The sequence below is a fragment of the Actinocorallia sp. B10E7 genome (assembly GCF_039871655.1).
Lineage (GTDB): Bacteria > Actinomycetota > Actinomycetes > Streptosporangiales > Streptosporangiaceae > Actinocorallia.
Genome location: NZ_JBDPLZ010000005.1, coordinates 316,355 through 341,611 on the forward strand (window position 1 = coordinate 316,355; position 25,257 = coordinate 341,611).

Annotated in this window: 25 protein-coding genes; 10 read left to right on the forward strand and 15 right to left on the reverse strand. The window is 70.7% G+C overall.

The annotated features are described in order from the left end of the window. Positions 1 to 37: 37 nt before the first annotated feature. Positions 38 to 349 (reverse strand): DUF4333 domain-containing protein, encoded by a 312-nt coding sequence (locus tag ABGB12_RS19265; protein WP_347679779.1) that lies wholly within the window; start codon positions 347 to 349, stop codon positions 38 to 40. 103 nt (positions 350 to 452) lie between these two features. Further along, complete coding sequence (locus tag ABGB12_RS19270; RefSeq protein WP_347679781.1) at positions 453 to 767, reverse strand: DUF4333 domain-containing protein; 315 nt, start codon at positions 765 to 767, stop codon at positions 453 to 455. Between the two features lie 77 nt (positions 768 to 844). Between ABGB12_RS19270 and ABGB12_RS19275 the strand changes: the two genes are divergently transcribed. Continuing rightward, positions 845 to 1,699: a DUF72 domain-containing protein gene (locus ABGB12_RS19275; protein ID WP_347679783.1), complete on the forward strand. Its 855-nt coding sequence runs from the start codon at positions 845 to 847 to the stop codon at positions 1,697 to 1,699. Positions 1,700 to 1,816: 117 nt separating this feature from the next. Then, positions 1,817 to 2,458, forward strand: coding sequence for a hypothetical protein (locus tag ABGB12_RS19280; protein WP_347679785.1), 642 nt, complete (start codon positions 1,817 to 1,819; stop codon positions 2,456 to 2,458). Positions 2,459 to 2,479: 21 nt separating this feature from the next. Here ABGB12_RS19280 and ABGB12_RS19285 read toward each other — a convergent pair whose 3' ends face one another. Beyond that, complete coding sequence (locus ABGB12_RS19285; RefSeq protein ID WP_347679787.1) at positions 2,480 to 3,112, reverse strand: response regulator transcription factor; 633 nt, start codon at positions 3,110 to 3,112, stop codon at positions 2,480 to 2,482. Further along, positions 3,112 to 5,064 (reverse strand): GAF domain-containing sensor histidine kinase, encoded by a 1,953-nt coding sequence (locus ABGB12_RS19290; protein ID WP_347679789.1) that lies wholly within the window; start codon positions 5,062 to 5,064, stop codon positions 3,112 to 3,114. The genes ABGB12_RS19285 and ABGB12_RS19290 overlap by 1 nt, the downstream gene beginning before the upstream one ends. Before the next feature lie 489 nt (positions 5,065 to 5,553). On the opposite strand from ABGB12_RS19290, the gene ABGB12_RS19295 reads away from it, so the two are divergent. Together ABGB12_RS19295 and ABGB12_RS19300 are read left to right on the forward strand one after the other, a co-directional pair. Beyond that, entirely contained in the window at positions 5,554 to 6,117 is a 564-nt protein-coding gene (locus tag ABGB12_RS19295; protein ID WP_347679791.1) for a hypothetical protein, read from the forward strand. Between the two features lie 108 nt (positions 6,118 to 6,225). Continuing rightward, complete coding sequence (locus ABGB12_RS19300) at positions 6,226 to 7,017, forward strand: TIGR02452 family protein (RefSeq protein ID WP_347679793.1); 792 nt, start codon at positions 6,226 to 6,228, stop codon at positions 7,015 to 7,017. A gap of 22 nt (positions 7,018 to 7,039) precedes the next feature. Here ABGB12_RS19300 and ABGB12_RS19305 read toward each other — a convergent pair whose 3' ends face one another. Together ABGB12_RS19305 and ABGB12_RS19310 are read right to left on the reverse strand one after the other, a co-directional pair. Beyond that, positions 7,040 to 7,714, reverse strand: coding sequence for an enoyl-CoA hydratase-related protein (locus ABGB12_RS19305; RefSeq protein ID WP_347679795.1), 675 nt, complete (start codon positions 7,712 to 7,714; stop codon positions 7,040 to 7,042). Between the two features lies 1 nt (position 7,715). After that, the gene (locus ABGB12_RS19310) at positions 7,716 to 8,375 is read right to left on the reverse strand and encodes a helix-turn-helix domain-containing protein (protein WP_347679797.1); all 660 of its coding nucleotides are present in this window, start codon (positions 8,373 to 8,375) and stop codon (positions 7,716 to 7,718) included. 244 nt (positions 8,376 to 8,619) lie between these two features. Here ABGB12_RS19310 and ABGB12_RS19315 point away from each other — a divergent pair, with 244 nt between their 5' ends. Further along, complete coding sequence (locus ABGB12_RS19315; protein WP_347679799.1) at positions 8,620 to 9,255, forward strand: fasciclin domain-containing protein; 636 nt, start codon at positions 8,620 to 8,622, stop codon at positions 9,253 to 9,255. Positions 9,256 to 9,311: 56 nt separating this feature from the next. Here ABGB12_RS19315 and ABGB12_RS19320 read toward each other — a convergent pair whose 3' ends face one another. Further along, complete coding sequence (locus ABGB12_RS19320; RefSeq protein WP_347679802.1) at positions 9,312 to 9,758, reverse strand: MarR family transcriptional regulator; 447 nt, start codon at positions 9,756 to 9,758, stop codon at positions 9,312 to 9,314. A 329-nt stretch (positions 9,759 to 10,087) separates the two neighbouring features. On the opposite strand from ABGB12_RS19320, the gene ABGB12_RS19325 reads away from it, so the two are divergent. Further along, the gene (locus tag ABGB12_RS19325; protein WP_347679804.1) at positions 10,088 to 10,579 is read left to right on the forward strand and encodes a hypothetical protein; all 492 of its coding nucleotides are present in this window, start codon (positions 10,088 to 10,090) and stop codon (positions 10,577 to 10,579) included. Positions 10,580 to 10,611: 32 nt separating this feature from the next. Beyond that, positions 10,612 to 12,813 (forward strand): galactose oxidase early set domain-containing protein, encoded by a 2,202-nt coding sequence (locus ABGB12_RS19330; protein WP_347679806.1) that lies wholly within the window; start codon positions 10,612 to 10,614, stop codon positions 12,811 to 12,813. A 125-nt stretch (positions 12,814 to 12,938) separates the two neighbouring features. On the opposite strand, the gene ABGB12_RS19335 is transcribed toward ABGB12_RS19330, so the two are convergent. Next, positions 12,939 to 13,814 carry a CPBP family intramembrane glutamic endopeptidase gene (locus ABGB12_RS19335; RefSeq protein WP_347679808.1) on the reverse strand — a complete coding sequence of 292 codons (876 nt, stop codon included), beginning with the start codon at positions 13,812 to 13,814 and terminating at the stop codon, positions 12,939 to 12,941. A 103-nt stretch (positions 13,815 to 13,917) separates the two neighbouring features. Between ABGB12_RS19335 and ABGB12_RS19340 the strand changes: the two genes are divergently transcribed. Together ABGB12_RS19340 and ABGB12_RS19345 are read left to right on the forward strand one after the other, a co-directional pair. After that, a complete protein-coding gene (locus tag ABGB12_RS19340; RefSeq protein WP_347679810.1) occupies positions 13,918 to 15,876 on the forward strand; it encodes a sensor histidine kinase in 1,959 nt (652 codons plus the stop codon). Between the two features lie 22 nt (positions 15,877 to 15,898). Continuing rightward, entirely contained in the window at positions 15,899 to 16,555 is a 657-nt protein-coding gene (locus ABGB12_RS19345) for a response regulator transcription factor (RefSeq protein ID WP_347679812.1), read from the forward strand. A 43-nt stretch (positions 16,556 to 16,598) separates the two neighbouring features. Here ABGB12_RS19345 and ABGB12_RS19350 read toward each other — a convergent pair whose 3' ends face one another. Then, positions 16,599 to 17,039, reverse strand: coding sequence for an acyl-CoA thioesterase (locus ABGB12_RS19350; protein ID WP_347679813.1), 441 nt, complete (start codon positions 17,037 to 17,039; stop codon positions 16,599 to 16,601). After that, positions 17,017 to 17,367, reverse strand: a complete 351-nt coding sequence (locus ABGB12_RS19355; RefSeq protein WP_347679815.1) for a hypothetical protein — start codon at positions 17,365 to 17,367, stop codon at positions 17,017 to 17,019. Before ABGB12_RS19355 ends, ABGB12_RS19350 begins: the two co-directional genes overlap by 23 nt. A 137-nt stretch (positions 17,368 to 17,504) precedes the next feature. On the opposite strand from ABGB12_RS19355, the gene ABGB12_RS19360 reads away from it, so the two are divergent. After that, positions 17,505 to 18,008 (forward strand): DUF4396 domain-containing protein, encoded by a 504-nt coding sequence (locus ABGB12_RS19360; RefSeq protein WP_347679817.1) that lies wholly within the window; start codon positions 17,505 to 17,507, stop codon positions 18,006 to 18,008. A gap of 104 nt (positions 18,009 to 18,112) precedes the next feature. On the opposite strand, the gene ABGB12_RS19365 is transcribed toward ABGB12_RS19360, so the two are convergent. From ABGB12_RS19365 to ABGB12_RS19385, 5 genes are read right to left on the reverse strand one after another with little or no spacing between them, the layout of a single operon-like run. Further along, the gene (locus ABGB12_RS19365) at positions 18,113 to 20,878 is read right to left on the reverse strand and encodes a hypothetical protein (RefSeq protein ID WP_347679819.1); all 2,766 of its coding nucleotides are present in this window, start codon (positions 20,876 to 20,878) and stop codon (positions 18,113 to 18,115) included. Then, a complete protein-coding gene (locus ABGB12_RS19370; protein WP_347679821.1) occupies positions 20,875 to 21,990 on the reverse strand; it encodes an AAA family ATPase in 1,116 nt (371 codons plus the stop codon). Before ABGB12_RS19370 ends, ABGB12_RS19365 begins: the two co-directional genes overlap by 4 nt. 10 nt (positions 21,991 to 22,000) lie before the next feature. Further along, a complete protein-coding gene (locus tag ABGB12_RS19375; protein ID WP_347679823.1) occupies positions 22,001 to 23,275 on the reverse strand; it encodes a VWA domain-containing protein in 1,275 nt (424 codons plus the stop codon). Continuing rightward, complete coding sequence (locus ABGB12_RS19380) at positions 23,272 to 24,663, reverse strand: hypothetical protein (protein WP_347679825.1); 1,392 nt, start codon at positions 24,661 to 24,663, stop codon at positions 23,272 to 23,274. Before ABGB12_RS19380 ends, ABGB12_RS19375 begins: the two co-directional genes overlap by 4 nt. Then, a complete protein-coding gene (locus tag ABGB12_RS19385) occupies positions 24,663 to 25,199 on the reverse strand; it encodes a hypothetical protein (RefSeq protein ID WP_347679827.1) in 537 nt (178 codons plus the stop codon). Before ABGB12_RS19385 ends, ABGB12_RS19380 begins: the two co-directional genes overlap by 1 nt. Positions 25,200 to 25,257: the final 58 nt, after the last annotated feature.

The following is a 25,257-nucleotide window of genomic DNA, read 5'->3' on the forward strand; positions in this document are numbered from 1 at the left end:
GAACTTTTCATGATCGGCCCGGGGTGGGGTGAGGGGATCAGCCGACGGGCGGCGCCTCCATGTCGAAGTTGACCTGGGAGCCCTCGACCGAGGTGACCGTGACGTTGACGGTGCGCGAGGTGCCGTCGCCGGTGACCATGGTGCAGGTGAGGGTGGAGCCGACCTCGCCGGGCAGGTCGCCGGGGCAGGTCACGTCCTGGATCCCGCCGACCTGGGTGCCGAGCTTGTCCTTGATCTGCTGCTCGACGTCGGATGCGATCACCTTGGTGTCGCCGACGGAGAACTCGCAGGCGGTGAGGCCGGTGAGGAGTGCCGCGCCCAGCAGGGCGGGGGCCAGGAACGTGCGCATGGTGACTCCTTGGGTCCGTGAGTGGTGACGTACTCGACGGTCCACGGACGCCCGTCCCCCCGCCCAGTGTCCCCAGTCCCGTCCGGTGGAGGAGATCCGTCCGTCAGGGCCGGGTGGTCTCCGTCCCGCCTATCCGGATGTCATAGACGAGCCGCCGGTCCTTGACGCCGGTGATGGTCACCTTCACCGGATAGACCACCCCGTGAGGGGCCGTGACCTGGCACGACAGCCAGTCCCCGGCCTTCCCCGACAGATCGTCCGAACACTTCACCCCCAGGACCTCCAGCCCCTCCCGGGTGTACTTCTCCTTGATCTCCAGCTCCAGCACGGCCTTCTCCACCGGCGGCACCCCCGGAGAGGAGCACCCGGCCGTCAGTCCCGCCCCGAGCACGGCCCGTAGAAACCCACGCATTCCCATCCGAGGAAGATCCCGTGTCCCCTGTCCCGTCCCCCAGGGACCCGAGTCCCGGGACGGGCTCGGATAACGTCGGACGCATGCGGCTTCATGTGGGATGTGCGATGTGGACGCACACGACGTGGCAGGGGCGGTACCTGTCGTCGCGGCTTCCGGCGGGGGAGCGGTTGCGGTCGTACGCGAGCTGGTGCGACGCGGTGGAGGGGAACACGACGTTCTACGCCACGCCCACGAGGAGCACCGTGGAGTCCTGGGCACGGCAGACCTACCCGGACTTCCGGTTCCTGCTGAAGCTGCCCAAGCCGGTCACGCACGAGCGGCGGCTCACCGGTGTCGAGGCGGAGCTCAACCCCTTCCTGGACGTGATCGAACCGCTCGGGCCGCGGATCCACGCGCTGTGGGTGCAGCTGCCGGGGTCGTTCGGGCCGCTCGACCTGGCCCTGCTGTCGGGCTTCCTCAGGAGCCTGCCCCGTTCCTACCGGTACGCCGTGGAGGTGCGGCACCGCGCGTTCTTCGAGGACGCCCGTTCCGCCAGGCTCCTGGAGAAGGTGCTGGGGGAGGTCGGCGCCGAGTGGGTGCCGTTCGACACCGCGTTCTTCTTCCAGGAGCCGCCCACCACGGACGCCGAACGCGAGGGCTGGACGCGCAAACCGCGCATGCCGCGCCGCACCCGCGCGCTGACAGACCGCCCGGTCGTCCGCTACCTGGGCCGGGACGACGCGGAGCGCACCGCCAGGAGCTGGCGCCCGTGGGTCGACACGGTCGTCGGCTGGCTCAAGGAGGGGCGTTCGCCCACCTTCTTCATGCACACCCCGGACAACAGGGAGGCCCCGGCCCTGGCCCGCCGCTTCCACGACGACGTCCGCGCCCGCCTGCCGCAACTGGAGCCGCTCCCCGAACCGATCGTGGACGACGAGCCCCTGACGCTCTTCTGAGGCCTCAGGGTCCGGGAAGGAAGGACATTCCTCCCGGCGGGCCGGGACGGGCGCGGATGAACGGCAGGACAGGGCGCTCCTACCTTCCACGGTGAATCCCCGAGTCAAGGAGACGCCGTGTTCACCGATGGAGTGCGCCGCTGGATCACGTCCGGCAGCCTGGTCCTCTTTCCCGTCCTGCTGTTCTTCGCCTTCCTCACCTCGCCGTCCGACCAGAACCACGAGCCGCACATCTTCCGCGCCCAGGCGGCCAAGGTGGAGATCAGCGCGGTGTTCTTCCACTGGTCCGTCATCGTCATGGCCTTCGCGATCATCGGTCTGGCCTGGGCCGCACGGACCCGCGCGCTCACCCAGACCGGCGCGGTCCTCGGCCTGGTCGGCGCGGTGAGCGGCGGCGGCCTGTTCATCGCCGACTTCTACGACCTGGCCACGGCCCAGAACCTCACCGACGAGCAGGCCGTGGCCGTCACTCAGGCCGTCGACGGGTATGCCGGCTACGTCTACGGCTTCGTGTTCCCTTCGTTCCTCCTGCACATCGGCGTGCTCTGCCTGCTGATCGCGCTGGTCCGCGACAAGGCGGTGCCCGTGTGGGTGCCGGTGCTGATGCTCGCCGGCGTCTTCTTCCCGTTCTTCACCGTGGAGCAGGAGCCCGTCGTCCAGTCGGCGGGGCCGCTGCTGCAGCTCGTGGCCTGCGGCATGGTCGCGGTCCGGCTGCTGCGCGCCCCGCGCGTCCAGGTCCCGCAGCACGCCCTGGCGTGAGCCCGCTCCGGCAGGGCCCCGTCACAGCCCCGCTTCGCGGGCGCGGAGGATGGCCTGGGCCCGGTCGGAGACTCCGAGCTTGGTGAAGATGTTCGAGACGTGGTTGCGCACGGTCTTGTCGCTGAGGCCGAGCCGGGCGGCGATCTGCGGGTTGGTCAGATGCCGGGCGAGCAGCGTCAGGACCTCCCTTTCCCGTTCCGTCAGTTCGGGGAAGGGATTCTCCTGCCTTCTGCCCATCTGGCCGAAGTAGTCGGTCAGGCGGGCGGCGATGGCCGGGCCGAAGATCGCCTCTCCTTCGGAGACCGCCCGAAGGGAGCGCAGGATCTCACCGCGGCGGGCGCCCTTGAGGACGTAGCCCCTGGCGCCGGCGCGGATCGCGGCGAGCACCGAGTCGTCGTCGTCCGACATGCTCAGCACCAGCACCCGGACGTGCGGGTGCGTCTTGAGGATGCGGCTCGTCGCCTCGATGCCTCCCATGCCCGGCATCGTCAGGTCCATCAGCACGACGTCCGGCTGGATCCCCGGCAGCAGCGCGAGGGCCTGCTCGCCGCTGGCGGCCTCGTCCACCACCTCGACGTCGGCCGCGGAGGACAGCAGCGCCCGCAGCCCGCTGCGGAACGGCTCATGGTCGTCGACGATCAGAACCCTGAGCATCAGGCCCCCAGCGGAAGAACGGCCCGGACCACGGTCCCCCGGCCCGGCCCGGACTCCACCGCGAACGAGCCGCCCAGCTCCACGGCCCGCTCCCGCATCGACCCCAGGCCCACGCCCGTGCCCGGCCCGGCGGCGCCCCGCCCGTCGTCGGCGACCCGAACGGTCAGCGCTCCGCCCTCGGCGGCCAGCGTGAGCAGGCAGCCGTCGGCGTGCGCGTGGCGCCACACGTTGGCGACGGCCTCGGTGGCGATCCGGTAGGCGGCGACCTCGGTGGCGGCGCCCAGCGGCGGCAGCTCGTCCGGACGCTCCAGCCGCACCTTCGGCCCGCCCGGAGGCTGCCCGTCCACGAACGCCTGCAGTGCCCCGGCCAGCCCGAGGCTGTCGAGCGCGGGCGGTCGCAGCCCGTCGATCAGCCGCCGCACCTCTCCGATCGCGGACCCGGTACCCGTCACGATCTCCTCCAGCAACATCCTGGCGCGCTCCGGATGCCCGTCCATCAACTCCTGGGCGGCCTCGGCCCGCATCGTCAGCGAGGCCAGCGTAGGCCCGAGCCCGTCGTGCAGCTCCCGCCGGAGCCTGCGCCGTTCCTCCTCCCGCGCCGTGACCAGCCGTTCCCTGGACTGCTGGAGGTGCACGGCGATCGCGATCTGCCCGGCGAGGTCCTGGAGCAGCGTGAGGTCGGCGGCGCCGAAATCCCTCTCTCCGGGCCTCGGCGAGAGGATCAACCTTCCGACGCGCTCCCCGTTGTAGACGAGCGGCAGCTTGATCGGCTCCCGGTTCTCCTCGCCGTGCTCCACCACGACCCCCGTCGCGGCGATCTCCACCGCCACGTACGGCAACCGCAGCGCTTCCGCGACCGTACGGGCCGCGCCGGCCGCCGCCTCGGGTTCTTCCAGGTGCCGTCCGAGCCTCGTCAGGACGGCGTACGGCTCGTCGCGCTGCCCGTACATGAGCCTGTCGACGGCACGCTGCACCTGCTCACGAAGCGGAGCGAACACCAGCGCGATGATCCCGGTGGCCACCAGCGAGACCGGTAGGCCCGTCTCGAACAGCGCCCCCAGGTAGTTGACGGTCGCCACGTAACCGCCGACCACGCACGCGGTCAGCACCGCGTAGACGAGCGTCCGGCTGATCAGAAGGTCGATGTCGAACAGCCCGTGCCGCAGGATCGCGATCCCGATCGCCACCGGGATCACCGTCATGGAGGCCGTGCCGACGAACTCCCAGACCAGGCTTTCGCGGGGGAAGACCCCGGGCCGCCCGTCCGACAGCCCGGCGGCCAGCCGTCCGAGCACCCCCGCGGCGGACAGCCCCACCGCGTAGGCGAGCCACTTGAACGGCCGGGCGGACTCGCCTTCGGCCTGCCGGGCTCGGACGGCCACGCCCGCGGCCCCCGCCAGGAAAAGCGCGCCGACCAAGGGGTTGAACACCGCCTCAGCGAGCTGCGCAGGCGTCTCGGCGAGGTCGAGCCCGTACGGATTGTCCACTCCGCCGCTGCCGACCTGCCCGTTCTCTCCGGGCCTGAAAGCGGCGAACAACGCCGTCACCGTTCCGAGCACGACGGCCGAGACGACCACCGGCCGCCACTTCCGCCCCGGCAGCCGCCCTTCGGGGAAGTACAGCGGGATGAGGGTGAGCGTCAGATTGGCCGGCACCCACAGCCAGGTCTGCGGCCACCCCGCGGCCTCGGCCAGCGGCCCGTCCCCTCTGATGGCGTACTCTCCGCAGGCGTCCATCAACGCGAACGAGAACGCTCCCGTCAGCAGCAGCCGTCCCACCGTGTTCTCCGGCCGCCGGTACCGGATCAGCCCTCCGACCGCTCCGCAGACCGCCACGAACGCCAGATGGCTCAGGTCCTTCACCTCGGTGCCGTTCAGCACCCCCAGCCACACCGCGGCGACGACGAGCACCAGCGTGACCACGGCCCAGGCCGGCCGCAAAAGCGAGCTCAACGCACCAGTCCTTCCAGAAGGCCCGGCCACTGTAACCGCCGTTTTGTCCCATCCGCCCGGGACCATGTCCCGCCCGGAGGTCTGGCTTCGCGGAAAGAGGAGTGCCGTGACGCTCCTGGCCTGTCAGCGCCGGATGAGGACCAGACCTCACAAATTCTGACAACCCGATGGGCAAGGCGGCTCAAGGAGCCTTGAGTTCGGCACAATGTATCCTTATCATTACAGTCGTAGTGTTAGCTTTACTCTCATGCCGGCGAAGGAGATCGAGGAAGAAATCAAGAAGTTGGAGGAACTCGGATGCGACGTCATTCCGTGCGGTCCTCGCGCACACTGTTACGCCACCGTCAAATGTCCCGGCGGACGTGGCTGCTGTCCGCCGTTTACGATCAACGGATCGCCTCGGGTGCCTGAACATGAGGCTGAAAAGATCCGTAGGCGCATTCGCCGGTGCCCGACGATCAACCCGACGAGCGGTGAGGAAGGAGTCCGATGAACACCTACTGGTTCACGATCAAGACCGCCGGCTTTCCCGGGGAAGAACTCGTCGACATCTCGAACAGGCTCTACGGACTTCTGGAGCGCAGTGGGGGCGTGGACGCGCTGCTCGCGGGGGACGAGCGGGGCGGTGAGATCGAGTTCTCCCGCGAGGCGGAGGACGCCGTCGTCGCGATCGTCTCGGCGATCGAGCAGGTCGAGGAGGCGGGCCTGGAGGTCGTCGGGGTGACCGAGGATCTCGTGGATCTCGAAGGTATCGCCGAGCGGGCCGGAGTCGGCGCGGCGGCCGTCTCCCACTGGACGTCCGGTGCCCGCGGCGGTGGAGGATTCCCGCCTCCGGTGATCGAGCGCAGGCGGGGAAGCCTCTGGTCCTGGTCGCAGGTGTCCCGATGGCTGCAGGATCGGAAACTGGGAAAGGCCGACCACGCGGCCGTCGAGGTCGCGCGTGCGGCCCGGTTCTTCGACGCCGTCCTCATCGCACGGAGGGAGAGGGACAGCGTGATCCCGTCCTATCGGCGAGAGCGGGTCAGAAGCCTGCTCTCCGACCTGGTCGCCTGACCGACCGCACTTTCTGGTCCGGGCCCGCCCGGGTTTGCCGGAGGCGGTGGGCGCACGGGGGCGGGAAAACCGGTTGTCGCTCGGGACCGGCCCTGGGATGTTCTCAAAATGAGATCGAATCGACGGAAGGCCGCCGAAGAGACGATGGCGATCCTCGAGGCCGGCGCCTACACGGTGGGCGGGCGGGCCGTGCGGATCGGGGACGGGGTGGCGGCGGCCGTGGCGGGGGCCAGGCTGTACCCGCCGGACGGGTTCGCCGAGCCGACGGGGACCGCGCGGCACACCACGGTCGTCGAACTGACCCGGGAGACGACCCTGGACGCGGCCCGGCGGCTGGGCAAGGACGTCGTCGCGCTGAACTTCGCGTCCGCCAAGAACCCGGGAGGCGGATTCCTGCGCGGGGCCCACGCCCAGGAGGAGGCACTGGCGCGGGCCTCCGGCCTGTACCCGACGCTGCGCCGCTTCCAGGAGGACTTCTACGACTTCCACCGGGCGGCCGGGGACCTGCGGTACTCGGACCGGATGATCTACTCGCCCGGCGTTCCCGTCTTCCGGGACGAGACCGGGGCGCTGCTGGACGAGCCCTTCCCCGTCTCGTTCATCACCTCCGCCGCGCCGAACCGGGGAGCGCTTCCTCCCGGAACCCCGGTCTCCGAGGCGTTGCGGCGCAGGGCGTGGAAGGTCCTCGCCCTGGCCGCAGCCGAGGGGCACGAGCACGTCGTGCTGGGGGCGTGGGGGTGCGGGGTCTTCCGCAACGACCCCGCCGAGGTGGCCGAGATCTGGTCGGACCTGCTGTCCGGTCCCTTCTCAGGACGGTTCGCCCATGTCGCCATGGCCGTCTGGGACCCGGACGGCACCACGCCGCAGTACCGGGCGTTCGCCCGCGTCTTCCGGGAGTGAGGCGGGTGCCGTCCGCCGGTGGTCAGCCGGCGTTCTCCGCGCCCTGTTCGCGGAGGGCGGCGAGGGCGGAGGAGAACATCGTGGCCTTGATGGCGCCGAGGGTGGCGCGGTCCTTGCCCGCCAGGGGGCGGACCCGGGCGGCGGCGGTCTCGAGCAGTGCGGCCTCGTCGGCGATGTCGTCGACCAGGCCGAGGTCCCGGGCGTCGGGGCCGCCGAAGCGCAGGGCGGTGGTCATCGAGGCGACGGCGGCGGCGGGGGTGAGCTTCGCCTGGATGAGCGCGGCCATGCCGGGGGTGAAGGGGATGTTGATGTCCGCCTCGGGGAAGCAGAAGTAGCCCCGGTCGGACCGCATGACGCGGAAGTCGTGGGCCATCGCGAGCATCGCCCCCGCGCCGAAGGCGTGGCCGTTGACGGCGGCGATCGTCGGGATCGGGAGTTCGAGGACGCGGGCGAACAGCTCGTGCACGTCGGCGACGTAGGACATCATCTGGTCGCCGTGGCCGCCGAGCCATTCCAGGTCCAGGCCGTTGGAGAAGAACTTCCCCTTCCCGGTCGTGACGAGCACCGCCGGGCCGGGATGGTCGGCGACCTCGTCCAGCAGGGCGTGGACGTTCTTCATCCAGTCGGGGGAGAAGCGGTTCTCGTCGTCTCCCAGTTCCAGGAAGAAGATGGAGTCCTCTCGATGCAGCTCAGGCATGTCATTCCTTTCCAGAAGGCCGCCGGGCCCGTTCGGGGGGCACGGTCAGCACGGCGCGGACGGCGGCCTCCAGCCGCCGCCGACGATCGTCGGAGATCTCCACGGCTCCCAGAGCCGGTCCGGTCAGCACCCGGCCGAACAGGGCGGTCGGCAGGTCCACCACGCAGGTGGTGACCACCTCGACCGCCGCGGCGTCGGCCCGCCCCCACAGGGCCTCGGCCAGTCGCGCCAGCAGGGCCACCAGCCGCCGGTCCAGCCCGAGCAGGGCCTCGGCCACCTCTTCGGGCAGTTGGGGCCCCAGTAGCCGGTCGCTCCGCACGCTCATCAGCATCCGGGCCGCAGCCGGCCGCCGTGCCGCGAACGCCGCGGGTGCGTCGGCCGCCGCGATCACCGCCCGGACGGCAGCACCGTCCCGGTGCCCGCCTTCGAGCGCGGTGTCGACCAGCGAGGTCTGCAGTTCCAGGAAGTCACCCCCGGCTCGCAGCCACGTCCGTCCGAGCAGCGCCGTCACCGAGCCGAACGCGTGGTAGAGCGCCCCGTTGGACACGCCTGAGGCGGCGGCGAGCCTCCGGATGGTGAACCTCTCCAGCCCGTCTTCGGCCACGAGTTCTTCGGCCACGTCGAGTATCCGGTCGAGATCGTGCATGCGCGGACGGGCCATGCCGGAATCATAACAGAGCAAGTGTTCTAAAACTTGGCGACTCCGGTCGCCGGGGCATGCGTGGACAAAGGTTTCCTGATGAAGGCGCAGCTCACACCCATCACGGGTACCCATACCCGATGGCAGTGGATCTCGCGGTGGCGCCGTTCAGATGATCCGCCGTCTCGGGACCGAGGCCATCGGCGAGGCGAGAGGAGCCGGTCGCCGTCACCGCCATCTGAAACAACGGGCAAGGAGAACGACCATGAAGCGCACGGTTCTGACAGCGGGGATCGTCGTGGCCCTCGGCCTCGGCGCCACGGCGTGCGGAGGCGAGGAACCGGAGACGCCTCCGACCTCTCCGGCGGCCACGTCACCGGCCATGCCACCGGCCACGTCACCGGCCCCCCAGACGCAGGAGGCGGGCGGCGCGCCGTTCGGGCCCGGCTGTTCGGCGTTGCCCACCCAGGGCCCCGGCAGCCCCGAGAGCGTGGCCTCCAAGCCGGTGGCGACCGCGGTCTCCGAGAGCCCGGACCTGTCGACCCTGGCCACCGCGGTGAAGGAGGCCGGGCTGGTCGAGACCCTGAACTCCGCGCAGGACATCACCGTCTTCGCGCCGACGAACGACGCGTTCGCCAAGATCCCCGAAGCCGACCTGAACAAGGTGCTCGCCGACAAGAAGCAGCTGACCGCACTCCTGCAGTACCACGTCGTCGAAGGCCGCAAGACGCCCGCCGACCTGGGGTCCGGCTCCTTCAAGACCCTGCAGGGCGGCACCGTCACCACCAAGGGGAGCGGCACCGAGTACACCGTCAACGACGCCAAGGTGGTCTGCGGCAACGTGCCGACCTCCAACGCCACCGTCTACATCATCGACACCGTCCTGATGCCGCCGCAGTGAGACCTCCTCCGGAGCCGCCCGGTTGCGGGCGGCTCCGCGGGCCGGCGGCGCGGGCGTCAGGTGAAGAAGATGGGCTGGGTGACCGTGGCCGGGAGTTCGTCGTCGGCCTTGACGAACGCGTCGAGCGCCTCGACGAGGGCGGTGCGCTGGCCCGGGGCGAGGCGTGCGACGACCCGGGCGATCTCCTCGCGCCGCCGGGCGGTCACGTCCGCGACGATCCGCCGGCCGGCCGGTGCGAGCTCGAGGATGATCTCGCGGCGGTTGTTCGGGTTGGTCTCGCGGGTGAGCAGTCCCGCGAGCGAGAGCCGCTCGGCCATCCGCAGCGCCGTGGAGGAGTTGACGCCCAGCAGGTCCGCCAGCGACGCCAGCTTCATCGGCCCCTTGGCGGAAAGGCTCGTCAGCATCCGGAACTGGGGGAGGGTCACCCCGCTGTCGCCCGCTTCGAGCGCGCGTGCCGAGAGCGCCACCAGGAGGCGGGAAGCCGACAGGAGGGCCGAGGTCACGGCTTCGATATCGTCGCCATCGTCCGATTTTACGGCCCGTGCAGTGTTCATACCTTCTTTGTACCGCTACCTGGACTCGCGGGAGCCTTGCCCCGACCTGGGGGATCATTGCACTCTGCAAGAGAAACCCTTGCAGGGTGCAATGGTCATTGGTAGGTTCGGGCCACGCTCGCGGTCGTGACGTGGTGGAAGAAGTCCTCGGCCGGGGCCTTTCAGCAGCAGAAGCGGATCGCCGTCGCATCCCCCCGACCATCCGTACGCCTTGAACGGCGTGCCGGTTCGGGTCGTCGTCGGCCCCGGGGCATCGAGAGAGCGGGTGAGATCCGAGGATGTCGCTACCCGGTGGCCGCAAGGCCGTGTCGGCGGCCCTCGCCGTGGTCGTGGCCGTGGCGGCCGTCGTCGCGGGAATCCTCCTGACCCGGGGCGGGCCGGAGGACGCGGCGGACGGCCCGGACACCTCCCTGGCGGTGGAGGACCCCTCTCTGGAGGAAGCCGACACCGAGCCGCTCCCGCCGGAGACCGCGCCCAGCGAGAAGCCCGTGATCACCCCGCAGGCGACCGGTCTCGAAGAAGAGAAATTCCCCGAGGTGGAGCCCGACCAGGAGAAGTCGGACGGCGTTCCTCAGGGCCCGGGCTCATGCGACCGCAACTACGGCGGGCTGACGCAGTGCGTCCCCTGGACGTTCCCCGACGGCATCACCCAGTACGCGGACAAATGCCTGTGGCTCAAGCTCAACGGCTTCGGCACGGCCCTCAAGGTCGTGGGCACCGACCGCCAGCGGCTCGACCAGAACGGCAACAAGATCGCCTGCGACGGCTGAGAGGCCGCGAGGCACCCCCGAGGAGTTCAACGGTGAGATTCCGCAGGACAAGGGTCCGGGCGTTCCTGGCCGGGTCGACGATGACGATGATGACGGCCGTCCTCGTGCAGGGCGGCGTACCCGCGCACGCCGCGGCCAACCTCGCGCCCAACCCGAAGCTCGAGACCGTCGCGGGCAGGCTCCCCCAGTGCTGGGAGGTCAAGGCCACGGGCCGCAACACCGGGTCGGCCAAGATCGTCACGGGACGCGGCGGCAAGCGCGCGATGCAGATCACCCAGACGATGCGGGTGTCGGGGTGGCGGGCCCTGGTGCAGACCAGGTCGTGCGCGATCAAGAAGGTCAAGGCGGGGCAGCGCCTCGACCTGTCCTTCCTGATGAAGTCCACCACCCCCAAGATGTCGGTGATGTTCTTCCGGCAGAAGAGCGACGGCACCTGGGTGCGCTGGTCCGACCACGGCGTCGGCGACGCGAACGACACATGGCACAGGGCGACGGTGCGGACCGGCCCGGTCCCCGAGGGCACCAAGGCGGTCCGGTTCGGTCTCGCGATCTCGGGCAAGGGCGTCATCGCCACCGACGACTACGTCCTGACCGCCTCGGCGGCCCGGCCCGCCAAGTGCACCAACGCCGTGGCCTGCGTCGAGGGCAGGTGGAGGTACGTCAGCTTCGGCGACGCCGCGCCCGACGACGGTGACAACGACGCCAACGGCTACACCAACCCCGGCGACCAAGACGATGAGGTGGTGAAGAAGGGCGTCCGGGCGATGCACACGGTCGTGCTCCGCAACGGCAAGGTACTGCTCATCGCCGGCTCCGGGAACAACCCGAAGAACTTCAATCCGAAAGGCTTCGAGAGCCTCCTCTACGATCCGGTCACCGGCAGGTACAAGAAGATCAAAACGCCGACCGACATGTTCTGCGCAGGGCACGTCCAGCTTCCTGACGGGCGCGTCCTGATCATGGGCGGCACGAAGAAGTACCCCTCGTACATCCAGGGACAGTCCGAGGCGTACCGGGGTTGGAAGGGCGAGGACAAGTCATACGTCTTCGACCCGAACGACAACAAATACCACCAGACCAACAATACGAGGGACGGCCACTGGTACCCGTCCGCGACCATCCTCGGCAACGGCGACGTCTACTCCGTCGGCGGCTACTCCGACGACTACACCAAGGACGGCTACCAGCGGGTCTCGCGGGTCTCCGAGAAGTTCAAGTACAAGAAGAACTCGAAGGCCGGCGGCTACTGGCTGCCCCGGAGAAAGGTCAAGCAGACCCCCGGGGTCAACTGGTCGACTTACCCGTCGCTGATCCTCATGCAGAACGGAAGGCTGTTCTACTCCGGGAGCAGCGTCTTCGGCCATCCGGTCAAGGGCGGGGACGATGAGAGCAACTACGACCACGACGCGAAGGCCTTCATCGGCCCCGGCATCTTCAACCACGAGAAAGGCACTTACAAGAAGGTCCGGGGCCTGACCCAGCCGTGGGCGCGCGACCAGTCCGCCAGCGTTCTGCTGCCGCCGGCCCAGCGCCAGAAGGTCATGATCATGGGTGGTATGGACTTCTCGAAGCAGGGCCCGGGCGTCGCGCACGCGCACACCGACATCGTCGACCTCAAAGCCGGCAGTCCGAGGTACAGGCGTGGTCCCGACCTGAACGCCGCGAAGGTTTACGTGTCGACCGTCCTGCTCCCCGACGGCAAGGTCTTCGAGACCGGCGGCTCCCTGATGGAGCGCAAGCAGTACGTCAAGGAAGCCGCCATGTTCGATCCGAAGCGCCCGAACGCCTGGGAGAGGATGGCTCCCGACAAGATCGGCCGCACCTACCACAACACCGCGGTCCTGCTGCCCGACGGCAGGGTCCTGGCCGCGGGCTCCAACCCGGCGAGCAACTTCTACGAGACCCGCCTCTCGATCTACTCGCCGCCGTACTTCTTCAAGGGCCCCCGGCCCAGGATCAAGAGCGTCAAGAAGTACTGGGCCTACGGGGCCACCTACGACATCAAGACCAACCGCAAGATCAAGAGTGCGTGGCTGATGCGCCCTGGGGCGGTCACCCACTCCTCCGACCCCAACCAGCGCGCGGTGGCCCCGGAGAAGCTGAAGATCAGCGGCAACACCAGCAGGTTCAAGCTGACCAACAACCCCAACATCGCCCCGCCCGGCTGGTACATGCTCTTCGCCACCGACGCCAACGGCGTGCCGTCAGTGGCGAAGTGGGTCCACATCGGCTGACCGGCCGCGGACCCGGGCGCTCGCCCTGAAGTCGGCCCCCTCGGATTCCGAGGGGGCCGACTCGTCGGCGCTTCTGTCATCTGATTCGGTCGTAGCAAGGACTCGTCGTACGTGTGGGTCCTCCTTCAGCGGGTGCGGCGCCACAGGGGGCGGGTGGCCAGGACGACGAGCACGGTGGACAGCGACGTCAGGGCGCCGCCCTCGCCGAGGAACCAGGGGGAGCGCTCGGAGGCCTCGGTCATGGGCGTGACGACGAAGTAGATCGTGGCGTTGAAGGTGGCGTGCAGGACCAGGACCGGCCAGATGCTCGAGGTCCGCAGCCGCAGCCACACCAGCGGGTAGGCGAGGGCGACCGTCTCCACCGTGAAGCACAGCAGCGCGTAGGGGGCGGGGACGCCCTCCTCGACCGCGCCCGGCACGAAGAGCATCAGCGGGAAGTGGAACGCCCCCCAGGCCAGGCCGACGATCAGGGCCGTGGCGTCGGTGCTCCTGGTCTCGGACAGCCGGACGGCCAGCAGGGAGCTCCAGCCGACCTGCTCGCCGAACGACAGCAGCATGTACGGCAGGATGCCGGGAATGAGGCCGAGGACGACGGCCAGGGCGGGGTGGAGGCCTCCGGTGCTCGCGCTCAGGTGGCCGGTGTCGAGGTCGGCGATGCCGGTCAGCCAGGCGGTGCCGTACGCCAGCCCGAGACTCGCCACGGGCAGGGCCCAGGCCAGGGCGATCACCCGCCAGGGAACGCGGCGGAACCCCCAGCCGAAGCCGCGCAGGCCGTGCCCGCCCGCCAGCCGGGCCACCAGGCCGGCGACGCCCGGCATGAGGCCCGTGCTGAAGATCGCGATCTGCGCGGGGACCGGCGCGTCGCCGAGCCGGTTCAGGTCGAGGCCCTGCGAGACGGCGAAGGCGATGGCCGGGAGCACGAGGGCGGGCAGTACGAGGGCGTAGGCGGTGAGCTGTCGCCGGGCCGACGCGCCGGCTCGCAGAGGCGTTGTGGTGGACATGGCGGCAGTACATCCGCCCGACGGTCCCAGAAGCCTGGACCTGGGGTCCCGTCCTGGTCCCGGTCTATTGTCCGATTGGCCCGGCATGTCACACCATGTGCGAATGCATGCTTATCGATGGCCATGGGTGATCCCGGCGGTCTCGGCCGCGGCCATCCTCGCCGGCGTCGTCCTGACCGGCCTGACCGACGAGGCCCTCGTCCCCGACACCACCTACCTGGTGGTCGACGCCGTCGTGGGGCTGACGTTCCCCCTGGTCGGTGCGCTGATCGTCACCCGCAGGCCGCGCAACCCGCTCGGCTGGCTGTTCTGCCTGGGCGGCGCGGGCCTGGCGCTGCAGGCGCTGGCGGGCGGTTACGCCGCCTACGGCCAGGCGCACGGATGGCCCGGGAACGGCTTCGCGGCCTGGCTGGTGAACTGGGTGTTCTTCACCGGCTTCGGCCCGCTCTTCCTGCTGCCCGTGCTGCTTCCCGACGGCAGGCCGCCGTCCAGACGGTGGCGGGGGACGGTCGGCGCCCTGGTCCTGGCGCTCGCCGCGGTTCAGATCATGCTGATGTTCCGCGACCGGATCTGGGTCTGGGGCAGGGAGGAGCCCAACCCGTTCGGGTTCCTGCCGACGAGCGTCCTCACGGTCCTGCTCGGGATCACGGTCGCCGTGACGGCCGTCGCGGGGGTGGCCGCGCTGGCCGTCCGGGTCCGCCGCGCCCAGGACCGGCGCCAGCTGCTGCCCGTCCTCGCCGCGGCCGCCGCCATCGCCGTGGCCGCGCTCATCGACGCCGCGCCCCCGGACGGCCTGCCGCGGCTCGGGGTGTGGCTCGAGGCCCTGACCCTGCCGCTGCTCCCCCTGGCCACGGCGGTCTCGATCTTCCGCTACCGGCTGTTCGACGTCGAGGTGCTGATCCGCAGGACCGTCGTGTACGTCATCGTCACGGGCTTGCTGCTCGGCGCTTACCTCGCGACGGTCGCCACGTTCGACACGCTGCTGCGGCAGAACGTCGGAGTGCCCCTCCTGGGCACGGCGGTGGTGGCGGTGGCGTTCGCCCCGGTGCGTGACGCGGTGCAGCGTGCCGTCGGCCGTCTCCTGTTCGGCAACCGGGACGATCCCGCGACGGCGCTACGGCTGCTCGGCCAGCGGCTCGAGACGTCGGTCGAGCCGACCAGGCTCCTCGACGGCACAGCGGAGGTCGTGGCGTCCACGCTGCGCCTTCCTTCCGTGGCCGTGCTCGCCGCTGACGGAACGCCCGTCTCCGTCGTCGGAGGCGTCCCGGAGAGCGGAGTACGGCTGCCGTTGCTGAGCGGCGGCATTCCGGAAGGAGAGCTCCGCGCCGCCCCGCGCTCGCCGGGCGAGGCCCTGTCGAAACTCGACCTCGCCGTGCTGGACGACCTCGCCCGCCAGCTGGCACTGGCCCTGGCCACCGTACGCCTGGCCAGGGAAGTGCAGGCGTCACGCGAGCGGCTGGTCATCGCGCGAGAAGAAGAACGCCGACGTCTGCGCCGCGATCTGCACGACGGGCTCGGCCCCGGCCTGGCGACCATCGGTGTGCGGCTCGACCTGCTCAAACTCACGGCGTCCGAGGAGCTTCGGGAACCACTGGGAGAGGTACGGCAGCTCACCCGGGAACTCGTCGGCGACATCCGCCGGATCGTGCACGACCTGCGTCCTCCCGCACTGGACGAACTCGGCCTGGAAGGCGCGCTGGAGGACCTCGTCCTCGAGGGCGCGCCGGACTCCGGCCTCGGCCCGACGGTCGCCGTCGGCATCCCGGCGCCGCTCCCGGCCCTCCCGGCGGCGGTGGAGGTGGCCGCATACCGGATCGGCCAGGAGGCGCTGGCCAACGCGCTCAAACACGCGAACGCGTCGCATGTGAGGATCACCGTGAGGACCGCATCGGAACGGCTGCTCCTGGAGGTCCGGGACGACGGCCGCGGCCTGCCCGACCCTGTCGTGGAAGGAGTGGGATCGGGCAGTATGCGAGAGCGCGCCGCCGAACTCGGCGGCACCCTGCGCAGAACGTCCAGCCCTGGAAAGGGCACGATCGTGGAAGCCGAACTTCCCCTGTGACCGTTGAGATGGTGTTTCTTTCATGAGTTCCGAGCCGAGCGGCGAGCCGATCCGCGTCCTGCTCGTGGACGACCATCCGCTGCTCCGGCACGGCCTGCGGGCCCTGCTGGAGCAGGTGGGCGGAGCCGAGGTGGTGGGCGAGGCCTCCGACGGCGAGGAGGCGGTCGCGCTCGCCCTGTCGTTGAACCCGGACGTCGTCGTCATGGACCTGGTCATGCCCGGCGTCACCGGCATCGAGGCGACCCGGCGGCTGATCGACCGGCGCCCCGACCTCGGCGTCCTCGTCCTGACGATGAGCGAGGACGACGCGTCCGTCTTCGCCGCGCTGCGCGCCGGTGCCCGCGGCTACGTCCTCAAGGGCGCCGACGGCGAAGACTTCCTGGCCGCCGTCCGGGCCGTGGCCAGGGGAGAGGCGGTCTACGGCCCGGCGGTCGCCCGCCGCATCCGCCGATTCCTCACCGTGGGCCCCACCGGCGCGCCCTTCCCGGAACTGACCCAGCGGGAGCACGAGGTCCTCGGCCTTCTGGCCTCCGGCAGGACCAACGCCGAGATCGCCCGCCGCCTCTTCCTCAGCCAGAAGACCGTCAAGAACCACCTCACCTCGATCTTCGCCAAACTCCAGGTGGCCGACCGCGCCCAGGCCGTCGTCCGAGCCCGCCGAGCCGGCCTCGGCGAGTGACGAAGAGGCCGGATCCGCACCGTCATGGCCCTGGAGGAGGACCTCAGCGGAGCCCGAGGAGCTCGGGTCGTTCGGCCCGTTCGCGCCACCGCGCCGCCGGGTCGTCGACCAGGCGGCGGTTCCTGAGGTCGAGGAGCCCGCTCACGTGGCGGACCTCGGCGGCCGGGGTGCCGTCGGGGAGCCGGAGGACGTGCTCCACCCGGTAGGTCTTTCCGTTCCCCCAGACCCAGGCGCAGGACACGTCGACCTCATCCCCGCCCCGCAGTTCGCGGTGATATCTGATCACGGTCTCCAGGTTGACGGGGCCCAGGCCGTCACCGATCAGCTCCTCCACCGACACCCCGGCGGCCTGGACGCAGGCGAATCTGGAATGGTCGGCGTACTGCTGGTACACCGCGCCGTTGACGTGGAGCTGCGGGTCCAGCTCGTAGCTGCGGACCTCCAGCCGGACGGTGAACGGGTCAGTCCTCACCGCTTCGGTCATCTTCCGCCTCCTTCCGCCTGAGCCAGGCGAACGATCTGTCCGTGAGATAGCGCCGGCCGTCCTGCCGTACCTCCAGCCAGTCGCCCCGCACCCAGCCGCCCGCCGCCTGCGGCGCGAACCCGTGTCTTCGGAACAGCGCGCTGGCCTCGGCCCTGTCCAGTCCGCGGTCACCCCACTCGGTGAGGAGAGCCCGGTGGCGCTCGGCCTCCGGGACCTCTTCGGAACCGGCGGAGATCGCATCGGCGAGTTCGGTGAACCCTTTGCCGATCTGCCGCAACGCGGCGGCGATCCGTTCCGCCTGGGAAGGCGACGAAGGACGGGATTCCATAGGGAAAGGATACCGATCGCCATCTATCGCTTAGCGATGGTTTCTCGGCCGCGAATAAGGGGATGGTGGGGAATACCCCATGGGGGTATGTTGTTGCGAGAGGGCGGACGACCTCCGAAGGAAAGGACTGCCAGACCATGGATCACACAGGACACCACCCGGGTGTTTCGGCGGACCACGCCGGACACCACGGGCACCCGGTGGCGGGCGCGTCGTGGGGCACGGCGATGAAGGCGACCCTGCACTGCCTGCTGGGATGCGCCATCGGCGAGATCCTCGGCATGGTCGTCGGCACCGCCCTGGGCTGGGGCAACGTGGAGACGATGGTCCTGGCGGTCACCCTGGCCTTCCTGTTCGGTTACTCGTTCACTCTGTTCTCCGTCCGGAGGGCGGGCCTGGACCTCAAGAGCGCGGTCAAGGTGGCGCTGGCCGCCGACACCGTCTCCATCGCGGTGATGGAGCTCGTCGACAACGGCATCATCGCGCTCACCCCCGGCGCGATGGACGCCCACCTGTCCGACGGGCTGTTCTGGTCTGCGTTGCTGGGCGGATTCGCCGTCGCCTTCGTGATCACGACTCCGGTCAACAAGTGGATGATCGGCCGAGGTAAGGGCCACGCCGTCGTCCACGCCTACCACTGACCGGCACCGCGGAGACCGACTCCCCGGTCGTCGCTCCACGGAGGCCGTCCGGCCCGCCGGTCGGCGGAGCCGGGCGGCTTTCGCGTGGTCATGGGAGAGCCGGGTCAGAGCAGGGACGCGATGGCGGCGGCGGCGTCGGGATGGCGGGTCAGCAGAGTGCTCACCTCCCGGGAAGCGTCGACGGAGGGCGAGGGCTCCTGCCAGACGGGCTCGTGGCCGAACAGGACGGCCAGCGCGTCGCATGCCACCGGATGGGAGGCCAGCAGAGTCGAGGCGGGGCCGGACCCGACGGGCTGCGGGGAGTCGGAGGGCGGCTGCCCTCGCTCCCAAGGGGGAACCCAGGAGTCGAGAGCGGGCAGGGCGGCGGGGAAGGTGCGGGCCGCTTCGCGGACGAGGACCGGCACGAGGTCGCGGGCCTCGGCGCGCAGGGTGGTGATGAGTTTGGGCAGCCAGGGGAGGAGCACGGAGTCCGGGAGGCGGGCGAAGGCCTTGGACATCAGCTCGACGACGAAGGGGCCCAAGGTCGGCACCGGTTCCAGCGAGTGGACGAAACCGCTCATGTACTGCGGGAACGCCTCCACGGTGAACGGGCTGTCCAGAAGGGCGTCGCAGCGGGCTCGCAGCTCGTCCTGGGACAGGAGGCCCAGGCGGGAGCGGGCCGCCCACAGGAGGGCCGTCTTCGCGGGTGCCTCGGGGTGGGACTGGCGGACGGCGAGCTCCAGCTGGGTGTGGTCGCAGCCCAGGGAGAGGGCCAGGCCCTCCATGCCGAACAGGAAGCCGAGCGTGGCGGCCACCTGGCGGACGCCGCCGGCCTCGTCGGCGAAGGCGGTGGGCAGCAGCGTGCAGTAGTGGGCGTATCCGGTGGTGGCGAAGTCCTCGCACCAGCGGGGGAGCCGCGGCCCGGCGGCCCGGTGGTGGGCCAGCAGGCGGCGGATCCGGCGCAGGACCTCGGGGGCGTCGTCCACGGTGCGTTCGGCGGACAGCAGCTCCACGGCACGGGAGCCGAGCTCCTCGGGCAGTCGTCGGCCGGGCAGGAGCCGGATGGCGTCCTCGACGGCCGCCAGCGCGGTGGAGGCGGTGGCCCGGGGGTCCCGGACGGCCCGCCGCAGCCGCTGCTCCAGCACCTGCTCGACGGTGACGCCCTCGTAGCCGAGCTCGACCAGGGCCCGCTGGTCGCGGCCGAGGGCCAGGTCCCAGCTCTCCTGGATGGAGCGTTCACCCAGGCCGCGGGAGCCCATGATCGGACGGACGGTGCCCTGGGGCAGCAGGCGGTGCAGGATCCACAGCAGGTCGGAGCACGGGGCCAGCTCCGGGTCGGTCTTCAGGTCGAGCAGGGCCCGCTTGATCGTCCGGGCCCGAAGGTCGAGGCCGAGCGGTTCCAGCCGGTCGAGCACGTCGCGCGCCAGCGGGGGCAGCGCCTCGTAGCCGACCTGGCCGATCCTGTCGCCGCCCAGGAGGATCTCACACAGGCGGGCCACGTCCCGGCGGCCCGGCACGGTCTCCTTCTCGATGCAGGTGACCGCCGCGTCCTGGAAGTCGTACGGGGTCGGACGGGCGCGGTTGCGCATGCCCGCCAGCAGGACGGACGTCTCGAACACCGCGATGGCGTCGGCCGTGCTGGCCTGGTAGCCGTTGCGGCGGGCCAGGCGGACGATGTCGACGCACCAGCCGAGCAGTTCGGCCTCGTCCAGGTCGTCCTGCGCGGGCGGGCCGGTCAGGAAGCCGGCAAGCCGGTCGGCGGCGGGCTCCGGAGCGGCGAGCGCCGCCGCGAGTGCGGGTGCGAGTGCGGGCGCGGCCTGTTCGCGCGCGTCCTTCTGGCCCTGCAGCCGGAACGGCTTGACGCCGCTGCGCCGCACCGCCTTGCTCCATGTCGCCGTGGCGACCGACACCGAGCCGGGAGCCAGTCCGAACTGCGCCTCGATCGCCGAGTGGCTGGACGGGATGAGTCCGTACTGCCAGCGCGTGCCCGTACGCGGGGTGATCTCGTACGGCGCCGTCGAGGCCAGCCCGAACTGCTCGACCCGGCTCGCCGCGTGGAAGGCCCCGCACACGTACAGGCAGTCGGCCGGATCGACCCCGGACGCGGCGAGGTGCTCGCGCATCCGCGTCCACATGTACCGTTCGCGTTCCTCGTCGCGATGGTCGTCGCGGTCGCGGCGCAGTCGCCGGAACAGGCTGCCGATCATGACCATGACCTGCCGGTAGGTGTCGTGGTCCGCCCCGGACAGCGGCTGCTCCACGTACTGGTCCCACCACTCCGACCAGTGCCGGACCTTGCCGTGGCGCAGCAGGTGCTCCTCCAGTTCGGCGAAGCGGGGACGCAGGTCGCCGAGCTCGATGCCCACGGAGTCGCCGTGCAGGGCGGCCTCCTCGTCGGAGGCGGCGGCGCGCTCGGCGGGCTCCCGGGGCTCCCACTGGAAGACGTGGTCGCTCGACCGGTCGACCGGCACCAGTTCGACGCCCGGCGTGTCGAGCGCGTAGGCGATGGCCTGGTACTCGGCGGACGCCTCGGTGATGGGCGCGACCACGCTGAGCGGAGCCCAGGCGGCGGGGAAGCCGTCGAGGTCGGTCGCGAACGCCTGCAGCGCGACGGGCAGCCGGCAGTTGCGCAGTTCGCCGAGCAGCGGCCCGAGGTCGTCGCACAGCTCCAGGTAGACGACCTTGGGTCGCTTCTCCCGCAGCCTCCGCGCCATGGCCAGCGCGGAGGCGGGGGAGTGGTGGCACACCGGGAAGATCTCGAGTTCCTCGCGCAGTGCCCGGTCGACGTCGTCGACCATGCCCGCGAGGATGCCGGACAGGGCGTCCGGTCCTTCGGCGAACGTGCCGGCGGCGTCGAGCAGCTGTTCACGGAGTTCGGCGAAAGGCTTCATGACAGCTTCGCGATCGCCTCTCGCCCGCCCTCGAGGAAGCCCTTCCACGGGCCGTCCTCGTCCTTCTTGGAGCGGGGTTCGACGACGCCGTGCCAGAACTTGTTGAGGATCGCGAGGTCCTCGGGGCTGCGCCGGGCCAGCGAGCCGACCATCGAGTCGGCGAGTGTCTCGGCGCGCAGCGTGCGGTCGCCGAAGAACTGGCTGTGCAGGATGGCGTCCTCCAGCACGCCGATCTGCTCGGCCGTCGACAGCGCCGACTCCAGGCGTTCGTCGTCGCTGGAGGCCGAGGCCGCGGCCGTCCGCAGGTCGGCGAAGCTCTGCAGCAGGACGTCCAGCAGCGTGGGCGGCACCTCCAGCTCGATCCGGTGGCGGCGCAGCAGCTCACCGGTGCGGAACCGGACGATCTCCGCTTCGCTCTTCTTGCTCGTCACCACCGGGACGCGCACGAAGTTGAACCGTCGCTTCAGCGCGGACGACAGGTCGTTGACGCCCCGGTCCCGGCTGTTGGCCGTGGCGATGATCGAGAATCCGGGCTTGGCGAAGACGATGTTGTCGTCGTTCAGCTCGGGGATCGAGACGTACTTCTCCGACAGGATCGAGATGAGGGCGTCCTGCACGTCGCTGGTGGAGCGGGTGAGCTCCTCGAACCGGCCGATGACGCCCCGCTCCATCGCCGTCATGATCGGCGAGGGGATCATCGACTCGCGCGACTGCCCCTTGGCGATCACCATGGAGACGTTCCACGAGTACTTGATGTGGTCCTCGGTGGTGCCGGCCGTGCCCTGCACGACCAGGGTCGAGTTGCGGCAGATCGCGGCCGACAGCAGCTCGGCGAGCCAGCTCTTGCCGGTGCCGGGGTCGCCGATGAGCAGCAGTCCCCGGTCGGACGCCAGGGTCACGATGCCGCGTTCGACGAAGCCGCGGTCGCCGAACCACTTCTGGGGGATCTCGCGATCCAGTCCGTCGGAACGCTCGGAGCCGAGGATGAACAGCCGGACCATCTTGGGGCTGAGCCGCCAGGAGAACGGCTTGGGCCCGTCGTCGATCGACTCGAGCCAGTCGAGCTCCTCGGCGTACTTCACCTCGGCGGGGGCGCGCAGCATGTCGCTCATGGGGGTCTCCTTAGGCGAGGAAGTTCTTGAGCTCGAAGACGAGCTTGCGGATGTGGCCGGAGATCACGGGCGTGCCGAGATCCTTCAGGCGCTGGCGGTACCAGGGGTCGACGCTCTGGTGGCCGGAGCTGTTCACCGAGCCGACGGGGATGAACTTCACCCCCGAGCGGTGCACGGACGTGAAGTCGTCGATCAGTGCCCGGTTGTCGTAGAAGTCCGAGATCCAGACCAGGACGGTGTTGCGCGGATCGGTGATCTTCGGCCGGGCGAGGGACATCGCGACGGTGCCGTTCGTGCCGCCGCCGAGCGTGGTGCGCAGCAGCACCTCGAACGGGTCGTGGACCCAGGGGGTCAGGTCGAGCGCGCGGGTGTCGTAGGCGATCAGGTGCACGTCGACCTTGGGCAGCCCGGCGAAGATCGACGCCAGGATGGTGCAGTTGACCATCGCGTCGACCATCGACCCGGACTGGTCGACCACCACGATCAGCCTGGCGGGCGTGGTGCGCTTGGCCGTCTGCCGGTAGAAGAGCCGGTCGACGTAGAGCCGCTCGTCCTCGGGGCTCCAGTTGACGAGGTTCTTCCAGATGGTGCGGTCGAGGTCGAGGTTGCGGAACACCCGCTTGGGCGGCACCGAGCGGTCGATCTTGCCGGTGGAGGTCTGCTGGACCTGGGTGCGCAGTACTTCGGCGACCTCGTCGACGAACCGGCGGATCAACGCCTTGGCGTTGGCCAGCGCCACACCCGACAGGTTGGACTTGTCGCGCAGCAGTTGTTCGATGAGCGACATGCTCGGCTTGAGCTGCCGGGCCAGCGCCGGATCGGCCAGCACCTCGCGCAGCCGCATCCTGCGGACGAGATCGCCTTCCAGTTCGGCCAGGACGCCGCTCAGCCCGCCGGCGCACTCGGCGCCCATCGCCTGCTCGAGCCAGCCGCGGTCGCGCTGCCAGTCGGCCAGCCCGGAGGCCGTCACCTCACCCGTTCCGGTGGCGAACACGTTGAGCAGCGCCTTGGAGACCAGGGCGGCCCGGCGCACCTGCTCGCCGGGATCCTCGGCACCGGTCTCCCGCGGCTCCATGAGGCCCTGGAACTCGGGCCCCAGCTCGGGGAAGCGCTGCACCAGGTTGTCGACCGAGATCCCCGGGTCGAGCAGCGCGGGCGGCAGCCCGAGGTCGTCGACGACGGCCACGCTCGCCGCCTCCAGCGACGGCTGCTCCTCGGGGTCGAACAGCCGGGACAGCAGCCGCCAGTAGAGCACCTGCCTGCGGTTGGCGTCGGATTCGCTCACTTGCGCAGCAGCCTTCCCGCTCGTTCGCGCAGCACGGCCACCGAGTCGCCGGACCTGGCCTGGGCCTTCACGACCTTGGGGTCGGTGGGGCCCAGCGCCCAGTCGCCGTTGTGCGCCTCGACCGGCTTGCGTCCGACCGTCGCCCGAACGGCGAGGGGCTGCGCCTTCCAGCGGCCCGCGTCCCAGCGGACCAGCCCGATGCACGCCGAGGACGCGGCGACCAGTTCGGGGGTGAGCGGCCCGCAGGACGGCAGGCGGTCGAGATCGAGGTCGAGTCCGTGTTCGCCCAGTTCCAGCCTGCTTCCCTCCTTGACCGTGTAGTCCTCGATCAGGACGGGTTCGGCGATGCGCACCGGGTGGCGCTCCAGCGGAGGCACGGCGGGGGCGAGCGCCCCGGCGAGCAGGACCCGGGCGGTGGTGAAGGGGTCGGCGGGCTCGCCCGCGGCGGCCGCCTCGTCCTGCCACACCAGATCGCCCCCGGCCAGCAGCGGCATGTCGGAGATCTCCAGGACGCGCCGTTCGGCCAGCGCTCGCAGCAGCACCGGGTGGTCCGCCAGCAGCTTCCACACCGCCGGGCCGGCGATCGTGTCGACCTTCGCGACCGAGACGCTCACCCGCGCCAGCCGGTGCTCCCCGCCGCCGGAGGGCTCCAGGACCGCGTGCACCTGCGCCTGGACCGCGGTGTCGTGCTCGTGCACGTCGACCCCGAGCACCAGCAGCCGCCCCGACACCCGTTCGGCGGGCTCGGCCGCGCAGGCCCGCCCGCCGGCCTGGGACAGCAGCAGCGCGCGCGACCAGAGGTCGGCCCACCGCCGGACGGGAATCCGCTCGGCCGTCGCGACCGGGCACGACGCCCGCAGCTCCGCCGCCAGCCCGTCGAGCAGGACGGCGGGACGCCGCAGCGCCGGCACCGCGAGCAGGGACTCGATCGTCCGGTCGGCGGAGGAGACGAGGTCGTGGTCGACGCCCCGCCAGCCGGTGAGGGCCAGCTCGTGCAGCCAGGCCCGGCACCCGCCGAGGAGGTCCTCCCGCTGCGGGGGAGCGGGCTGAGTCCACCGGCCCCTGGCCCGGCCCAGCGCGGTGTCGAGCCCGTCGAGCAGCGCGTCGTGCACCGCCCCGAGCAGCGCGGCCCGGCCGCCGGCCAGCACCGCGAGGTGCTCCTCCGAGACCGAACCGGCGGTGATCTTCTCGACTGCCTCCCGCGCGGCGGCGCCGAGCGGTGAGGCGGCCAGCGATGCGGCCAGCGCGCCGAGCGCCGCGCCGCGCTCGGCGTCGAGCCGGGTGAAGCCGTGCACCAGGGCGTCGTCGAACCCGGACACCAGGTCGAGCGCCTCGTCCACCCCGGCGGGGGCGGAGCCGAGCAGTCCGGCGAGCTGTACCGCGAGCATCAGCGCGCCACCCCCGTCGAAGGGAACCAGTGCAGTTCGGGAACGGGCATCGTGGTGCCGGGGACCTCCAGGTACGACAGGTGCCGCAGGAACCGGCTGAACACGACCGCCGCGTCCGCGGACTCCGGCGCGCCGTCGAGGGCCCCCACCAGGTCGCCGCCTTCTTCGACCTCGACCCGCAGGTAACGCGCGACCCGCTGCGGCCCGTACTGCAGCACCGCCTCGTCGACGAGCGCCCGCAGGTGCTTGCACGGCGCTCCGCGCAGCCCGCCGCACGGCCGGTTGTTGTTGGTGCGGCAGTTGTAGCCGTGCTCCCCGGCGGAGATCGACGAGACGTACACCCGGCTGATGTCGGAGCCGCTCGACACGACCCCCTGCAACCGCCCGTCCGCCAACTCCACGAAGGGCACTTTCGCCAGTTTGCGCGGCCGCGCCGGCGGTACGACCCGCACCGCGCTCCGCAGCTCCCAGCCGGTCTCGTCCACGTCCAAGCCCACGCCTCCCGCCGTCGACAGGCCGTTCACGGCCTTGATCATGGGCGGCAAGCTACTGCGGGCCTCCGACAAAACCGCGCGGCCTCACGCACAGGCCGTG

What these genes read in the sequence shown, in the direction of transcription:
- ABGB12_RS19350 (WP_347679813.1), bottom strand. Translation starts at nt 17,039, where the DNA reads ATGACCGAAGCGGTGAGGACTGACCCGTTCACCGTCCGGCTGGAGGTC.
- ABGB12_RS19275 (WP_347679783.1), top strand. Translation starts at nt 845, where the DNA reads ATGCGGCTTCATGTGGGATGTGCGATGTGGACGCACACGACGTGGCAG.
- ABGB12_RS19345 (WP_347679812.1), top strand. Translation starts at nt 15,899, where the DNA reads ATGAGTTCCGAGCCGAGCGGCGAGCCGATCCGCGTCCTGCTCGTGGAC.
- ABGB12_RS19265 (WP_347679779.1), bottom strand. Translation starts at nt 349, where the DNA reads ATGCGCACGTTCCTGGCCCCCGCCCTGCTGGGCGCGGCACTCCTCACC.
- ABGB12_RS19315 (WP_347679799.1), top strand. Translation starts at nt 8,620, where the DNA reads ATGAAGCGCACGGTTCTGACAGCGGGGATCGTCGTGGCCCTCGGCCTC.
- ABGB12_RS19360 (WP_347679817.1), top strand. Translation starts at nt 17,505, where the DNA reads ATGGATCACACAGGACACCACCCGGGTGTTTCGGCGGACCACGCCGGA.
- ABGB12_RS19270 (WP_347679781.1), bottom strand. Translation starts at nt 767, where the DNA reads ATGGGAATGCGTGGGTTTCTACGGGCCGTGCTCGGGGCGGGACTGACG.
- ABGB12_RS19380 (WP_347679825.1), bottom strand. Translation starts at nt 24,663, where the DNA reads ATGCTCGCGGTACAGCTCGCCGGACTGCTCGGCTCCGCCCCCGCCGGG.
- ABGB12_RS19335 (WP_347679808.1), bottom strand. Translation starts at nt 13,814, where the DNA reads ATGTCCACCACAACGCCTCTGCGAGCCGGCGCGTCGGCCCGGCGACAG.
- ABGB12_RS19285 (WP_347679787.1), bottom strand. Translation starts at nt 3,112, where the DNA reads ATGCTCAGGGTTCTGATCGTCGACGACCATGAGCCGTTCCGCAGCGGG.
- ABGB12_RS19355 (WP_347679815.1), bottom strand. Translation starts at nt 17,367, where the DNA reads ATGGAATCCCGTCCTTCGTCGCCTTCCCAGGCGGAACGGATCGCCGCC.
- ABGB12_RS19325 (WP_347679804.1), top strand. Translation starts at nt 10,088, where the DNA reads ATGTCGCTACCCGGTGGCCGCAAGGCCGTGTCGGCGGCCCTCGCCGTG.
- ABGB12_RS19365 (WP_347679819.1), bottom strand. Translation starts at nt 20,878, where the DNA reads ATGAAGCCTTTCGCCGAACTCCGTGAACAGCTGCTCGACGCCGCCGGC.
- ABGB12_RS19305 (WP_347679795.1), bottom strand. Translation starts at nt 7,714, where the DNA reads ATGCCTGAGCTGCATCGAGAGGACTCCATCTTCTTCCTGGAACTGGGA.
- ABGB12_RS19295 (WP_347679791.1), top strand. Translation starts at nt 5,554, where the DNA reads ATGAACACCTACTGGTTCACGATCAAGACCGCCGGCTTTCCCGGGGAA.
- ABGB12_RS19370 (WP_347679821.1), bottom strand. Translation starts at nt 21,990, where the DNA reads ATGAGCGACATGCTGCGCGCCCCCGCCGAGGTGAAGTACGCCGAGGAG.
- ABGB12_RS19385 (WP_347679827.1), bottom strand. Translation starts at nt 25,199, where the DNA reads ATGATCAAGGCCGTGAACGGCCTGTCGACGGCGGGAGGCGTGGGCTTG.
- ABGB12_RS19300 (WP_347679793.1), top strand. Translation starts at nt 6,226, where the DNA reads ATGAGATCGAATCGACGGAAGGCCGCCGAAGAGACGATGGCGATCCTC.
- ABGB12_RS19310 (WP_347679797.1), bottom strand. Translation starts at nt 8,375, where the DNA reads ATGGCCCGTCCGCGCATGCACGATCTCGACCGGATACTCGACGTGGCC.
- ABGB12_RS19340 (WP_347679810.1), top strand. Translation starts at nt 13,918, where the DNA reads ATGCATGCTTATCGATGGCCATGGGTGATCCCGGCGGTCTCGGCCGCG.